At 67.0% G+C, this 12975-nt stretch carries 12 protein-coding genes; 4 read left to right on the top strand and 8 right to left on the bottom strand.

The window, feature by feature from the left end; genetic code table 11:
• Positions 1-21: 21 nt before the first annotated feature.
• Entirely contained in the window at positions 22-1602 is a 1581-nt protein-coding gene (locus D8Z78_RS14470; RefSeq protein WP_121630973.1) for an alpha-glucosidase, read from the top strand.
• Here D8Z78_RS14470 and D8Z78_RS14465 read toward each other — a convergent pair.
• From D8Z78_RS14465 to D8Z78_RS14440, 6 genes are all read right to left on the bottom strand, one after another.
• On the bottom strand, positions 1589-2239 hold the full coding sequence (locus tag D8Z78_RS14465) for an ATP-binding cassette domain-containing protein (RefSeq protein ID WP_121630972.1): 651 nt from the start codon (positions 2237-2239) through the stop codon (positions 1589-1591). The two genes, D8Z78_RS14470 and D8Z78_RS14465, sit on opposite strands and share 14 nt — an antisense overlap.
• Complete coding sequence (locus D8Z78_RS14460; protein WP_240672128.1) at positions 2236-3951, bottom strand: ABC transporter permease; 1716 nt, start codon at positions 3949-3951, stop codon at positions 2236-2238. The genes D8Z78_RS14465 and D8Z78_RS14460 overlap by 4 nt, the downstream gene beginning before the upstream one ends.
• Positions 3948-5135, bottom strand: a complete 1188-nt coding sequence (locus D8Z78_RS14455) for an ABC transporter substrate-binding protein (protein ID WP_121630970.1) — start codon at positions 5133-5135, stop codon at positions 3948-3950. Before D8Z78_RS14455 ends, D8Z78_RS14460 begins: the two co-directional genes overlap by 4 nt.
• Positions 5136-5160: 25 nt before the next feature.
• The gene (locus tag D8Z78_RS14450; RefSeq protein WP_121630969.1) at positions 5161-5808 is read right to left on the bottom strand and encodes a CDP-alcohol phosphatidyltransferase family protein; all 648 of its coding nucleotides are present in this window, start codon (positions 5806-5808) and stop codon (positions 5161-5163) included.
• A gap of 230 nt (positions 5809-6038) precedes the next feature.
• Positions 6039-6947: a pirin family protein gene (locus tag D8Z78_RS14445; protein WP_121630968.1), complete on the bottom strand. Its 909-nt coding sequence runs from the start codon at positions 6945-6947 to the stop codon at positions 6039-6041.
• Between the two features lie 97 nt (positions 6948-7044).
• Complete coding sequence (locus D8Z78_RS14440; protein ID WP_121630967.1) at positions 7045-7941, bottom strand: LysR family transcriptional regulator; 897 nt, start codon at positions 7939-7941, stop codon at positions 7045-7047.
• A 119-nt stretch (positions 7942-8060) separates the two neighbouring features.
• Between D8Z78_RS14440 and ygiD the strand changes: the two genes are divergently transcribed.
• Positions 8061-8891, top strand: a complete 831-nt coding sequence (ygiD, locus tag D8Z78_RS14435) for a 4,5-DOPA-extradiol-dioxygenase (RefSeq protein WP_121630966.1) — start codon at positions 8061-8063, stop codon at positions 8889-8891.
• Between the two features lie 26 nt (positions 8892-8917).
• Here ygiD and D8Z78_RS14430 read toward each other — a convergent pair whose 3' ends face one another.
• Both D8Z78_RS14430 and D8Z78_RS14425 read right to left on the bottom strand, forming a co-directional pair.
• Positions 8918-10180: a glycosyltransferase family 61 protein gene (locus tag D8Z78_RS14430; RefSeq protein ID WP_121630965.1), complete on the bottom strand. Its 1263-nt coding sequence runs from the start codon at positions 10178-10180 to the stop codon at positions 8918-8920.
• Positions 10173-10847, bottom strand: a complete 675-nt coding sequence (locus D8Z78_RS14425) for a sulfotransferase family 2 domain-containing protein (RefSeq protein ID WP_240672133.1) — start codon at positions 10845-10847, stop codon at positions 10173-10175. The genes D8Z78_RS14430 and D8Z78_RS14425 overlap by 8 nt, the downstream gene beginning before the upstream one ends.
• A gap of 147 nt (positions 10848-10994) precedes the next feature.
• Between D8Z78_RS14425 and D8Z78_RS14420 the strand changes: the two genes are divergently transcribed.
• Positions 10995-11678, top strand: a complete 684-nt coding sequence (locus D8Z78_RS14420; protein ID WP_121630963.1) for an acyltransferase family protein — start codon at positions 10995-10997, stop codon at positions 11676-11678.
• Positions 11672-12961 carry an acyltransferase family protein gene (locus D8Z78_RS25240; RefSeq protein ID WP_164932972.1) on the top strand — a complete coding sequence of 430 codons (1290 nt, stop codon included), beginning with the start codon at positions 11672-11674 and terminating at the stop codon, positions 12959-12961. The genes D8Z78_RS14420 and D8Z78_RS25240 overlap by 7 nt, the downstream gene beginning before the upstream one ends.
• The last annotated feature ends 14 nt before the right edge of the window (positions 12962-12975 follow it).

Here is a 12975-nt window from a genome sequence, read left to right as displayed (position 1 = left end):
TCCCGGCTGAAAGAGGTCATCATGGCGAACAAGGATTGGTGGCGCGGGTCCGTCACCTACCAGATTTACCCCCGCTCGTTCCAAGACAGCAATGGCGACGGGATCGGCGACCTCAAGGGCATCACCGAGCGCCTGCCGCATATCGCCAGCCTCGGGGTGGATGCGATCTGGCTGTCGCCGATCTTCACCTCGCCGATGAAGGATATGGGCTATGACGTGTCGGATTATACCGATATCGACCCGACCTTTGGCACCTTGGACGATTTCGACGCGATGGTGGCCCGCGCCCATGAACTGGGACTGAAGGTAATCATCGATCAGGTGCTTTCGCACAGTTCGAACCAGCACCCGTTCTTCGAGGAATCGCGCAGTTCGCGCGACAATCCCAAGGCTGATTGGTACGTCTGGGCCGATCCGAATCCCGATGGTAGCCCGCCCAACAACTGGCAGGCGATCTTTGGCGGCATCGCTTGGGAATGGGAGCCGCGCCGCCGACAGTACTATTTCCACAACTTTCTCAAAGAGCAGCCGGATTTCAATTTTCACAACCCCGAGGTGCAGGACTGGCTGCTGGGCACCATGCGCTTCTGGTTGGAGCGCGGGGTCGATGGCTTCCGTCTCGATACGGTGAATTTCTACTTCCACGACCGCAAGCTGCGCAACGACGCGGCGAATTTCCGCCCCGATGCGGCCGAGGCGTGGAACCCCTACAACATGCTCTACCACCTGTTCTCGAAGAACCAGCCCGAGAACCTGCCCTTCCTGCAAAGGATGCGCGCGCTGCTGGACGAATTCGACGACCGGACGCTGGTGGGCGAGGTCGGAGAGAACTATCACGGCATCGAGATCATGGGGCAGTACACCTCGGGCAACCGGCTGCATATGGCTTATTCCTTCGACATGCTGGGGCCGAAATTCACCCCCGCGCATTTCCGTGGCCAGATGGAGCGGTTCTTCGATGGCGCGCCCGAAGGCTGGCCGTGCTGGGCGTTCTCCAATCATGACGTGATCCGCCATGTCTCGCGCTGGAAGGATCAGGGCAAGGATGCCGACAGCGTCGCCAAGCAGGCGGCGGCGATGCTGTTGTCGTTCCGGGGCTCGGTCTGCCTGTATCAGGGCGAGGAGCTGGGCCAGCTGGAAACCGAGCTGAGCTATGACGAACTGACCGACCCGCAGGGCCTCATGTTCTGGCCAGCGGACAAGGGCCGCGATGGCTGCCGCACACCGATGGTCTGGGATGCGCAGGCGCCGCATGGCGGGTTCACCGATGCCACGCCCTGGCTGCCGGTCAAAGCGCCGCAATGGCAGCGCGCGGTGTCGGCGCAGGGCGCGGGATCGGTGCTGGCGTTCTACCGCGAGATGCTGGCCTTCCGACGTGCGCAGCCCGCGCTGCGCGACGGCGACATCGTCTTCCACGACGTTCCCCACCCGCTGCTCGCGTTCACGCGTGGCGACGCGGTGCTGTGCGTGTTCAACCTGTCGGCGGCGCCGGTCTCGGTCAGCCTGCCGCATGGCGACAGGCTGCTGGGCGAGGGGGTCGAGACCACCGGCGACGAGATTTCGCTGGCCGCCAGCGGCTTTGGCTTCTTCAACGCGGGCTGAGGGCGGTCAGGTCGATCACCGGGCCTTGCATCGCGCGGGCATCCTCGGCGTCATGGGTCACCATCAGCGCCGGGATCGCGCGGCTTTGGATATGGTCCAGCGTGAAGGCCCGGATATCGGCCCGCAGCGCCACGTCCAGCTTGGAAAACGGCTCGTCCAATAGCAGGGCCTGTGGCTCAGCCAGAAGCGTGCGCATCAGCGCGGCGCGCGCGCGTTGACCACCTGACAGGGTGGCCGGGTCGCGGTCGTGCAGGCCCGACAGCCCGGCCCGGTCCAGCGCCGTCTCGACGGCGGCGCGCCGCGCGGCACGGCCACGCACCCGGCGCGACAGGCCAAAGGCAAGGTTGTCGCCCACCGACAAATGCGGAAACAGCAGCGCGTCCTGAAACAGCAATCCCACGCGGCGTGCCTCAGCGGGCAGCGGGCCAAGGTCCCGCCCGTTGAGTTGCACGGACCCGGTGCAGGCAAAGCCATGCGCGAGGTGCCCGCCTATGGCATCCAGCAGCGTCGATTTGCCGATACCGGAGGGGCCCATCACCGTGGCGACCTGCCCGGGCGCGACCGACAGGGTCAGCGGGGGAAACAGCGGCTCGCCCGCTTTGGGGGCGACGGACAGCGTAGACAGGTCGAGGCTCATGACGGGTCTCCGGCCAGCAGGGCGCGGCGGTTGCGATGCAGCACGGCCGGCACCAAGAGCGCGAGCGCATAGGCGGCAAAGGGCAGCGCCGCTTGCAAGGTGGCGTAGACGCCGGTCACCCGCCGGTCCGACGACGAGGACAGCGTGACCGCTTCGGTGGTCAGGGTCGCGACGCGGCCCGCCCCCATGAACAGGGTCGGCAGGTATTGCGCCACCGAGACCGCGACGCCGATGGCGGCGGCGGTCAGGATCGGAGTCAGCAGGGCGGGCAGCTTGACCGCGACCAGCCGCCGCCACGGCCCCGCACCCAGCGAGGCCGCCGCTCGCGACAGGCGCGGGTCGAGCGCGCGCCACGGGTCCGACAGGGCGATCATCACATAGGGAAAGACGAACAGCGCCTGCGCCCAGATCACCGCCAAGGTGCCGCCGGTCAGGCCGATCGTCAGGAACAGCACGTTCAATCCGAACAGGAACCCGATCTGTGGCACCAGCAGCGGCAGGTAGATCAGCGCCTCGGCCCAGCCCGCGCGTCCGCGCCGGGCGCGGTCTTCGCCTTCGAGCCAAGCGATGGCCAGCGCGAGCGACAGCGCGGTGGTGGCTGCGGCCAGCAGCACCGTGTTCCAAAGGGCCTTGGCCCAGCCATTGCCGGGGCTCATCCATGCGCGCAGCGACCAGCTGCCGGGCAGCAGGTCCGGCCATGTCCAGCGCCACGCAAAGGACCAGACCACGAGCGACAGCATCGCCAGAGCGCCCAGTCCGAACAGCAGCGCCGCCAGCACGGTCAGGGCCCACAGGCCCGGCTCGGCGCTGTGACCGCGCCCCCCGCGCCGCACCCACCAGCGCCCGATGCGGCGGCACAGGCGCTCGCCCCCCAGCAACAGCAGAAAGGACAGCCCGACCAGCACCGCCTGCAACAGCGCCCCCGCCGAAGCCGGAAGCATCTGGCCGATATCGGGCGCCGTGAACAGGCGCAGCAGCAGGACAGACAGGGTCGGCGGGTTCGACGGGCCGAGGATCAGCGCCATGTCAACGACCGACAGCGAAAACGCCAGCACGACCATCACCGGCAGGCGGATCAGCGGCCAGACCTGTGGCAGGATGATCTTGATCCAGACGATGCCGCGCCCGTAGCCCAGCGAGCGCCCTGCCGCCAGATGCTGGCGCACCGGCAACTGGCTGAGCGCCGACAGGATCACCAGCAGCAGGAAGGGGATTTCCTTGACCATCAGCCCGGCGATCAGCGCCAACCCGAAAGGGTCGTTCACCGTAATCCAGAGCGGCGGCCGGTCGAACCCCACCAAGGGTGCCAGCGCCCGGGCGATCCAGCCGGACGGCGCCAGCAGGAAGGCCAGCCCGATGGCCATCGCCGCATGCGGCGCCGCAAGGAACGGGGTCAGAAGCCGCCCCCCGGCGCGCGCGCCCATGCGGTTATGCAGGACCGCGCAGGCCCCGACGGCGACGGCGACCGACAGCAGCGTTGCGCCGAGGCCGGTCACCACCGTCAGGCGCAGCGCGGTCCCGAAGCCCGGCGCTGTCACCAGCGCGCGCAGCGGGTCCAGCGACAGCGCGTCGAACCCGATGGCGGGCATCACCCCGGCCGCCGCGCGCGCGGTCTGCCAAAACCCCGCCGCGATCGGCAGTACAAGCCCCAGCGCCACCGTGACCAGCACGGCGGCGCGCAGCGCCCATCCGTCTGTCAGGGTCGCCCTCACCGGGTGTAACGCTTGGCCCATTCCTCGGTCAGGCGCGTCATCCAGCTGGGATGCGGCTCGGGCAGGGTGGACCCCAGCTCGGCCAGCGTCGGCAGCGCCGGCGCGCTCGGCAGCGCATCGAACGCGGCGCGCGCCTCGGCGTCCAGCAGGTCGGGATCGAGCACCGAGAACGAGCCCATCACCTCGATATTCTGCATCCGCGCCTGTACGGCAGGGTCGAGCAGGAAGTTCGCGACCACCTGTGCGCCCTCGGCATTGGCGGCGTTGTAGGGGATGGCGACGAAGCTGATATTGCCGATGGTCCCGCCCACAGGCACGAAGACGCGCGCGCTCTCCGGCAGCAACCCCTTGGCGATGTTCGCGGCGGCCGAGGCCGGATCGAAGGACATGGCGATATCGATCTCGCCATCGTTCAGCAATTGCTGCTGGATGCTTTCATTCTCGGGAAAGGTCTGACCGGCGCGCCACATGTTGGGGCGCAGCGCGTCATACCATGCCCAAAGCGGCGCGGTCTGCGCCTCGAAGGTCATATCCGAGACCGGCTTCAGCAGGGCGTAGGGATCGGGCGCCAATTCGATCAGCGCCTGCTTCAGAAAGGTCGCCCCCATGAAGTTCGACGGATCGGGATGGGTGAAGCGACCGGGATGGGACGCGGCCCAATCGACGAAGGCCGCCATGTCCGCCGGGGGCGTCTCGACCCGCGCGCTGTCATGGATGAAGACGAACCTTGCCAGCCGCCACGGGCTTTCCATGCCCTCGACCGGCACGGTGAAATCCAGCGTCGCGGGGGTGTTCTCGCTCATATCGACATGGCGGATGTTCGGCAGGTCCTGCACGAAGGGGCCGAACAGCAGATCCTGTTCCTTCATCGCGAGGAAATTCGGCCCGTTGATCCAGATCAGGTCGACGGAGCCATTATCATCCTGCCCGGCGGCACGTTCGGAGACGACGCGGGTCACGGCCTCGGCGGTGTCGGTCAGGCGGACATGCTCGACCGAGACGCCGTATTGCGCCTGCGTCTGCTCGCCAACCCATGCGATGAAGGCATTGGTGCGCTCATCCCCGCCCCACGCATTCCAGTAGACGGTCTGGCCACGGGCGACCTCGACGGTCTCTGCCCAGTCGGCGAGGGCGGGCGAGGCGGTCAGGGCCGCCAGCACGGCAAGTATCGGTTTCAGGCGCATGTCTTCTCCTTGGGTGGGCCTCTGGTCAGGCCTTCGGGCGGTGTGTTGTGTCAGTTTGCCGGTTTTCCGGCGCAAGCGCGACCCAGCCGTGATACCAGCGGGTCAGGGTGGTCAGCGCGCAAGCCGTGGCAAAGCCATAGGCCAGCACCGGGAACAGGGCAGGCAGGGCGCACATGGCGACGAACAGCGCGATGGTCTCGAACCCTTCGGTCAAGCCGCCAAGGTAATACAGCCCCTTGGAGGCATAGGCGTCTGCGGTCAACCGGCGCTTGGCGGCGATGGTGGCAAAGGCAAGAAAGGATGACCCCGTGCCGACAAAGGCGGCGATCAGCACCGCGGCGGGCAGGGCGTTTCTTTCCGGATCGGCCAGCGCAAAGCCCAGCGGGATCAACGCGTAAAAGACGAAGTCGAGCGCGATGTCCAAAAACGCCCCGCGATCGGTCGGTGTGGTCAGCCGCGCCACGGCCCCGTCCAGACCATCGAGCACGCGGTTCAGCGCGATGACCAGCAGCGCCAGCCCGAATTGCCCGAACGCCAGCGCGGGCACGGCCAGCAGGCCGATGGCAAAGCCTGCAAGCGTCAGGTGGTCCGCGCTGATCCCGGCCCGCGCCAGCCATCGCGCAGGGGGAAGCAGGACCCGGCGTTGCAGCGGCAAGAGGGCAGCATCGATCATTCAGGTCTCCCGTGCGGTCCCGTGGCTCGCTGACCGGACGGGTATGCCCCGGTCGCACGGCCTTGATCAAGCCGCGCCACGCAGGGCGTCGCCCATCCATGTCAGAGGCCCACCCGGTCGGGCAGGCCTTTGACAGGCTTACAGGAAAAGCAGCCGGATCGCAGTGAAAAGGTGCTGACCCTTTCTCAAGAGGCCGTGACGGGGCGGAAACATTTCCCGCCCGCGCGGCCTCAATGCGCCTTGATGAAACTGCCGTTGTTCAGGTCCATCATCGCCTGCCGCAACTCGGCCTGCGTATTCATCACGATGGGCCCGTGCCACGCCACGGGTTCCTGAATGGGCCGGCCCGTCATCAGCAGAAAGCGGATGCCCTCGTCGCCCGCCTGAACGGTGATCTCGTCCCCCGCGCCAAAGCGCACGAGCGTGCGGTTGCCGGTCATGTCGCGGATGTTCAACTCGGACCCGCGATATTCCTTTTCCACCTTGATGCCCACGGGGTCACTGGCATCGCGGAAGGTCCCCGACCCGGCAAAGACATAGGCCAGCGCGTTCGACCGCGTGTCGACGGGCAGCACCTTGCGCCGCCCGGCGGGCACGGAGACATCCAGCAGCATCGGGTTCGCGGCGATGCCATCGACCGGCCCGGTCTTGCCCCAGAACGACCCGATGATCACCTTGACCACCGTGCCGTCATCGTCGCCCTCGACGGGAATGTCGCTGCCGGTGATGTCCTGATAGCGCGGGGAGGTCATCTTCAGCGACGAGGGCAGGTTGGCCCACAGCTGAAACCCATGCATGCGGCCCTGCGTGTCGCCCGAGGGCATTTCCTGATGCAGGATGCCCGATCCGGCGGTCATCCATTGCACGCTGCCCGGCCCCAGAAGGCCAGTATTGCCCAGCGAATCCGCATGTTCGACCTGTCCTTCGAGCACGTAGGTGATTGTCTCGATGCCGCGATGGGGATGCCACGGGAAGCCCTTGGAATAAAGCCGTGGGTCATCGTTGCGGAAATCGTCCATCATCAGGAACGGGTCGGTCAGTGTCGGATCGCCAAAGCCGAAGACGCGGTGCAGGTGGACGCCTGCGCCCTCCATCGTGGGTTGGGCATGGCTGGTGGCGGCAACGGGACGAAAGGTCATGGCGCTCTCCTTGGGTGACTGGCGCAGATATGGGGCAGCGCGCGGCGTTTTGCAGCCTGTATTCCGGAACAGGTGCTGTGGGTTTTTGCAAGGCGGCTCACAGCACCCCGGCGCGGCGGATGTCCTCGGCGGCGAAGTCGATCAGCGCGCGGACCTTGCGCGGCAGTGACCGCCCCTCGAGATAGACCGCGCTGGCTGGAATGGGGGCGCCCTCGGCCCCGTCCAGAACCTGCACCAGCCGCCCGTCGGCCAATCCCTCGCGCAGGGCAAAGCGCGGGGCGAAGGCGATGCCAAGCCCGGCCAGCGCCAGATCGGCGGCGGCGCGGGCCGAATTGACCTGAAAGCGGCCCTGCACCTCGACGACATGCTCGGTCCGGTCGCGGACGAAGACCCAGCGGCGCGGCGCGCGGCGGTTGGTGTCGAGGATACAGGCGTGCCGCGTGAGGTCCTCGGGGTGTTGCGGCGTGCCGTGCTGCGCAAGATAGGCGGGGCTGGCGACCGCGACCGTGCGGACCTCGCCCAGCTTGCGGGTCTTGAGCGACAGCATCTCCGAACGCCCGATGCGAAAAGCCACGTCGATCCCGTCGCTGGCCAGATCGACAAAGCTGTCCTGAAGCCGCACATCGAAGCTGAGGCCGGGATGCGCGGCGGCAAAGCGCGCCAGCATGCCACCCAGATAGGCCTCGCCAAAGGTGACAGGGGCGGAAATGCGGATGACGCCGGTCAGGCCGCGCGAATCCTCGGATATATCGGCGAGCAGGGCGTCCAGATCCTCCAGCAGGGCGGGGGCGCGGGCCAGCAGGTCCTCTCCGGCGGGGGTGACGCCGACCTTGCGCGTGGTGCGCTGCAACAGGCGCACCCCGAGCCGCGTTTCCAATTCCGCCACGTATTTCGAGGTCAGGCGGTTCGACACGCCCAACTGGTCCGCCGCCGCCGTAAAGGACCCGGTCTTGGCCGTTGCCACGAAAGCCTTGAGTTCGTCGATCAGGTCCATCTGCTCATTCGGAACGTATTATTGAAGGTCATTCTACGATGTCGCCATTTCGTGGATGAAAGGCAAGGTCTATTCTATGTCCAGACAACGCGCTTTGCCCCCGAACAGGAGGATACGAGATGACCGCCACCCGCACGCTGGATGACCTCAAGGCCAGCCTTGCGCCGTCCGACCGCATGCCCCTTGTCTTTCTTGGTCATGGCAGCCCGATGAACGCCATCGAGGACACCGATTACAGCCGCGCATGGACCGATCTGGGCCGGTCCCTGCCGCGCCCGACGGCGATCCTTGTCGTCTCGGCGCATTGGATGACGCGGGGCACCACTTTGGTCGACGTCTCCGCCATGCCCGGAACGATCCACGATTTCTATGGCTTTCCGCAGGCGCTCTACCACCAGCAATATCCAGCGCCCGGCGATCCGGCACTGGCGCGCGAGGTGGTCTCGCTGCTGGCCAGTCATCACGCCCAAGAGGACGACAGCTGGGGGCTGGATCACGGCGCGTGGACGGTGTTGAAGTTCCTGTATCCCGGCGCTGATGTGCCAGTTTTTCAGGTGTCCATCGACATGGGGCGGGGTCTGGACTACCAGCTGGAGATCGGCAAGACCCTGTCCGAGCTTCGAGATCGCGGCGTGCTGATCCTCGGATCGGGGAACGTGGTTCATAATCTCGGCCAGATCCGCTGGGGCGCGAACAGCCAACCGCATGACTTTGCGCTGGAATTCGACGCGCTCTTTGCCGACCGGCTTGTCGATCGGGATTTCGCCGCGCTGGCGGATCGGGCCGGTCTGGGGGCCTTGTTCGAGGCCGCGCACCCGTCCGTCGACCATTACATGCCCGCGCTGACCATCGCGGGCGCGTCCGATGCCCGTGACGATCTGACCTTCATGACGGACAGCATCGATCTCGGCTCGGTCTCGATGCGGTCCTATGTCTTCCACAGTGCCTGAGGCGGCGGATGCCGACGGGACCGGGTTCAGCCGGTTCGAAGGACGCGCCGCGCCTCGATCCGCAACCGAAGCCTGCTGAGACCCCCGATCTCCGTCCCGCGCCGGGCGATCGCGCGGCGCACCGCGTCCTCGCGTTGGCTGGTCAGCTGCGCCCGTTCGTGCGGGTCAAGACGGGGGACGCTGTCGATCATCCCGCCCTCGGCCCAGATCCGAAACAGTGCGTCGGGGTCGATCATGACCGGATGGTCGCGGTCTTCACACAGCTTGCGGAGCCACGTCTTGCTGCGGTTTTCCTCGAAATCGTCGGTCAGGCGCAGGAAATCCGCCGACACTGCGTTCCTGCGGTCGAGGGTCACGTAGGTGCGCAGCTTGCGGGGATCGATGCCATTGGCGATGTAGGCGAGGCGGCGACCGGGGGCAAAGATCGTTCCGTGGACCGCAGAGCCGACCGGCCCCAGAACGCGCGTATGTGTCCTGAGGGCGCGGATCGTCTCTTCGAACGGCAGGGTTTCGGGCCGCAGCACCCGCACCCCGGCCCGCGCCAGCGCCGCCTCGATCTGGGCTTCTCCCACGATGGCGCGGGCATCGTCGGTCAAGCCGGCGCGGGACAGGTAAAGCGGCTGGTCGCTGGGCGCGGGCCAAGGCAGGCTGCGGCCAAGGCGCGCGCAGGCCTCCAGATGGCGCGGCGACACACCGTGCCGGATATGCAGCGCCGGTTCCGGTACGATCAGCTCGCGCACCCGCATCGGCGCGTGGCAGGGGATCAGGCGACCGAAATCGAAATCGAGCGGGGCAAGCCGCGCAAGCAACCGCTGCAAGGCCAAGAAGCCGGGACTGTCGGGCGCGTCCGTGTGCACGAGGATGGGCAGGTCCGGCGCGACATCCGGCAGGTGCCAGAACCGCGCCAGCCCCTCCAGCAGCAGGTGCCCGTAATGCCCCCGAAGATATCCGCCGTAGACCGCGACGTCGTACTGCGCCGACGGGCGCGGCACCGGTTCGACGATGTCACCCAAGGGGCGGCCTCCGAACGGGGCATCGCCAAGGTCCGGCCCGCGAAACGAGCCCGACGCCCGGACATAGGCGCCGTCCGCGTCATAGACGCCGGTCGCGGCCTTGCCGGGGCGGGTCCTTGATGGCGGATAGGAAAAGGCCGGCGGGATCAGAAGGGCGTCGGCAACCGTCACGCAGACCGGATCGAGGGGGGTATCCATCCCCTCCAATGCGGGGCGTAGCGCGGCTTGGGCGGTCGGCGTCTCGCCGGTGAGGGTGATCTGCCCGGTGCTAGCCATGAGGGGGCATCACGTCATAGCCGAAGCGCGCGTAATCCGGCGCGTAGACCGCGTGGATGCGCTCAGCCAATTCCGGCGTCAGCTTCGGGCGCGTGACCTTGCCATGCAGCAGACGGTTGAGCGTGGGCTGCTTCTTCTGGACCTTCTTGCGGCTGTTCTCGTGCTGGACCGCGAGGTCGGGGTGGCTTTGGCCCTCAAGTCCGTCGAGCCACGCGGACATGGCGTCAAAGCCCTCTTCGAGCCGAAAGAAGACGGCCTGTGCCGGGGCGATCTCGACCGCCGGTCGGAAGTGGTTGTCCGTGGCAAAGTGCTGCTTGTCCGACCAACCCGGCAGCGCCGCGAGCAGCTTTTCGGGGCGCATCCGCTGCGGGATGCCGCCGATCGTCGCCTGATGTTCGTAGGCGCTCAGAAACCTCGTCGCCGGATGCCGCACCACCGTGAAGCTGAGCGCGAAGAAGCCCGGCCCCAGCAGCGTTTCCAGCACGCGAAAGGGGACATGCTGCGGCGAGGAGCGCGTCCAGCCTTGCGCCGGGGCCTTGCGAAACCCCCGGTCGAGCAGGCCCATTTCGCCAAAACGCGCCTCGAGGTAGCGCGTCATCGAGGTGCCGCCGCATTTCGGCACATGGGCAAAAAAGACGCATTTGTCATTGATGCGCAAAATGGGCATAAGCACGTGGCCTCGGTTGCTTGATCCGGTGTTCTTAGCCAACGGGCTTTCGGTACGAAAGCGGAAAGTCTGCCGATCGGGGCCGTTGCGGGCGCACCTCCCATTTCGCAATGACAAGGTGGCAGGACGGGTGCGTTGGAGAGGGACATGCAGTACAGGCAGGACATAGACGGGCTTCGCGCCATCGCCGTTTCGGTGATCGTGCTTTTCCATTTCGGGCTGCACGAACTCGGGGGCGGGTTCGTCGGGGTGGACGTGTTCTTTGTCATTTCGGGCTACCTGATCACGGCGATCACGCTGCGGGACATTTCGACCGGGCGCTTCGGCTTCGGGCGGTTCTACATGCGGCGCTTGCGGCGCCTCGGCCCGGCCTTGGGGGTGACGCTGCTGGCGACGCTGGCCATGGGGGTGTGGCTTTTGTCGGCGCAGCACCTGCTCAGCCTCGCGGACCAGACGGCGGCGACGCTGTTTTCCGTGTCGAACATCCATTTCTGGAACACCACCGGCTATTTCGACCTCGACGCGCGCTACAAGCCGCTCTTGCATACGTGGTCGCTGGCCGTCGAAGAGCAGTTCTATCTCGTCTGGCCGGTCGTTCTTCTGGGGCTGTTCAAGCTGGCGCCGCGACAGCGCCTGCAAGCGGTCATCGCGCTCGGGGTGATCGGGCTCGTGATCTCGGAGGTCATGCTGAACATCGACGCGGCGGCGGCGTTCTTCCTGCCGGTCGCGCGCCTGCACGAATTCGCGATCGGCGGGGCGCTCGCCGTCTGGGGCAGGACGCTGGACAGGGGGGCGTCGCCAACGCGGTCTCTGCGGCGGGCGTGGTGCTGATTCTCGGGGCATCGGTCCTGTTCACGGAAACGATGCGCTTTCCGGGCCTCGCCGCGCTTGTGCCGGCGCTTGGTGCGGGTCTGCTGATCGTCGCCGGACCGCAGGCCTTTTTCAACCGGCGCATCCTGTCGCTGGCCCCGGTGGTCTATATCGGGCGCATCAGCTATTCGCTCTATCTCGTGCATTGGCCGATCATCGTCTACTACGCCTATCGCTTCGGCATGCCCGATGACCTGCTCGAAGTGGCGGGGCTGACAGCGTTCGGCATCGCGCTGGCCGCGCTTATGTATCATTTCGTCGAGACCCCGTTCCGGCGAACCGCGCCGGGCGGCGGCTTTGACGTGCCGAATGCCGGGCTGCGCACGCGGACCGCGTGGACGGCGGGTGTGCTGATCCTTGGCTGCGGGGCGATCATGCTGACGAAAGGGCTGCCGGGCCGCCTGTCGCCCGAGGTGACGGCGATGATTGGCCGGTTCGAGGACGCCCGCACCGACCGGTTCCACGCCATCCGCCGCGACACCTGCCACGTGACGGCCAAGTCCGACAAGACGGCAGCCCAGTTGATCACCTCCTGTCTGCCCCCGTCCGTCGACGGCGCCGTGATCGTCATGGGCGACAGCCACGCGGCGGATGTCTGGGCGGCGCTGCACCGGCTCTATCCCGACCAGACCTTGATCCAGATCACCGGCGCCGGGTGCAGCCTGAGCCAGCCGGTCGGCACGCGCGCCTATTGCGACGACATGTATGACTGGGCCCGCGATTGGATCGGAACGCATGCCGATCAACTGCGTGGCATCGTCTATACCGAGCGCGCCGCAGGTCTGATCACGGGTGATCCCGCCGCCACGCGGTCTGACCTGCCGCCGAACGCGCGGGCGATCGACGGCCTCTTCTCGGGACTCGACCGCGTTGCGGCCGGCGCGGTGCCGGTGGTGTTGTTCGGCCCGCGCGCCGAGTTTCACCCAGAGCCGGAACTGGTGCTGCTGCAGACCCGGTCGCTTGACCGGGCCGTGGAACGCTATGGGTCATGGGATATCTCGGCCTATCGCAGGCTCGATGCAACGCTGGCCGCGCGCGCCGAGGCGGCCGGGCTGGGCTACGTATCCAGCCTGAACGCGGTCTGCGCCGAGCAGTGCCGCCTGTTCTTCGAGGATGGCCGACCGCTGCTGACGGATTACGGACACTGGAGCACCGACGGCGGCGTCGCGATCATGGCTGCGGTGTTGCAGGACAGCCCACTGCCATTCCTTCCGGACCGTGCCGCGCAGGATCACGGCGGCTGATCCGTCGGGGCACG

The organism is Tropicibacter alexandrii, assembly GCF_003667315.2.
In the GTDB taxonomy this organism is placed as follows: domain Bacteria; phylum Pseudomonadota; class Alphaproteobacteria; order Rhodobacterales; family Rhodobacteraceae; genus Tropicibacter; species Tropicibacter alexandrii.
This window is presented reverse-complemented; position numbering and strand designations above follow the sequence as displayed.

Coding starts and splice junctions, on each gene's coding strand:
- D8Z78_RS14430 (WP_121630965.1), bottom strand. CDS start 10,180: ATGGCTAGCACCGGGCAGATCACCCTCACCGGCGAGACGCCGACCGCC.
- D8Z78_RS14455 (WP_121630970.1), bottom strand. CDS start 5,135: ATGCGCCTGAAACCGATACTTGCCGTGCTGGCGGCCCTGACCGCCTCG.
- D8Z78_RS14465 (WP_121630972.1), bottom strand. CDS start 2,239: ATGAGCCTCGACCTGTCTACGCTGTCCGTCGCCCCCAAAGCGGGCGAG.
- D8Z78_RS14450 (WP_121630969.1), bottom strand. CDS start 5,808: ATGATCGATGCTGCCCTCTTGCCGCTGCAACGCCGGGTCCTGCTTCCC.
- D8Z78_RS14440 (WP_121630967.1), bottom strand. CDS start 7,941: ATGGACCTGATCGACGAACTCAAGGCTTTCGTGGCAACGGCCAAGACC.
- D8Z78_RS14425 (WP_240672133.1), bottom strand. CDS start 10,847: ATGCCCATTTTGCGCATCAATGACAAATGCGTCTTTTTTGCCCATGTG.
- D8Z78_RS14420 (WP_121630963.1), top strand. CDS start 10,995: ATGCAGTACAGGCAGGACATAGACGGGCTTCGCGCCATCGCCGTTTCG.
- D8Z78_RS14470 (WP_121630973.1), top strand. CDS start 22: ATGGCGAACAAGGATTGGTGGCGCGGGTCCGTCACCTACCAGATTTAC.
- D8Z78_RS14445 (WP_121630968.1), bottom strand. CDS start 6,947: ATGACCTTTCGTCCCGTTGCCGCCACCAGCCATGCCCAACCCACGATG.
- ygiD (WP_121630966.1), top strand. CDS start 8,061: ATGACCGCCACCCGCACGCTGGATGACCTCAAGGCCAGCCTTGCGCCG.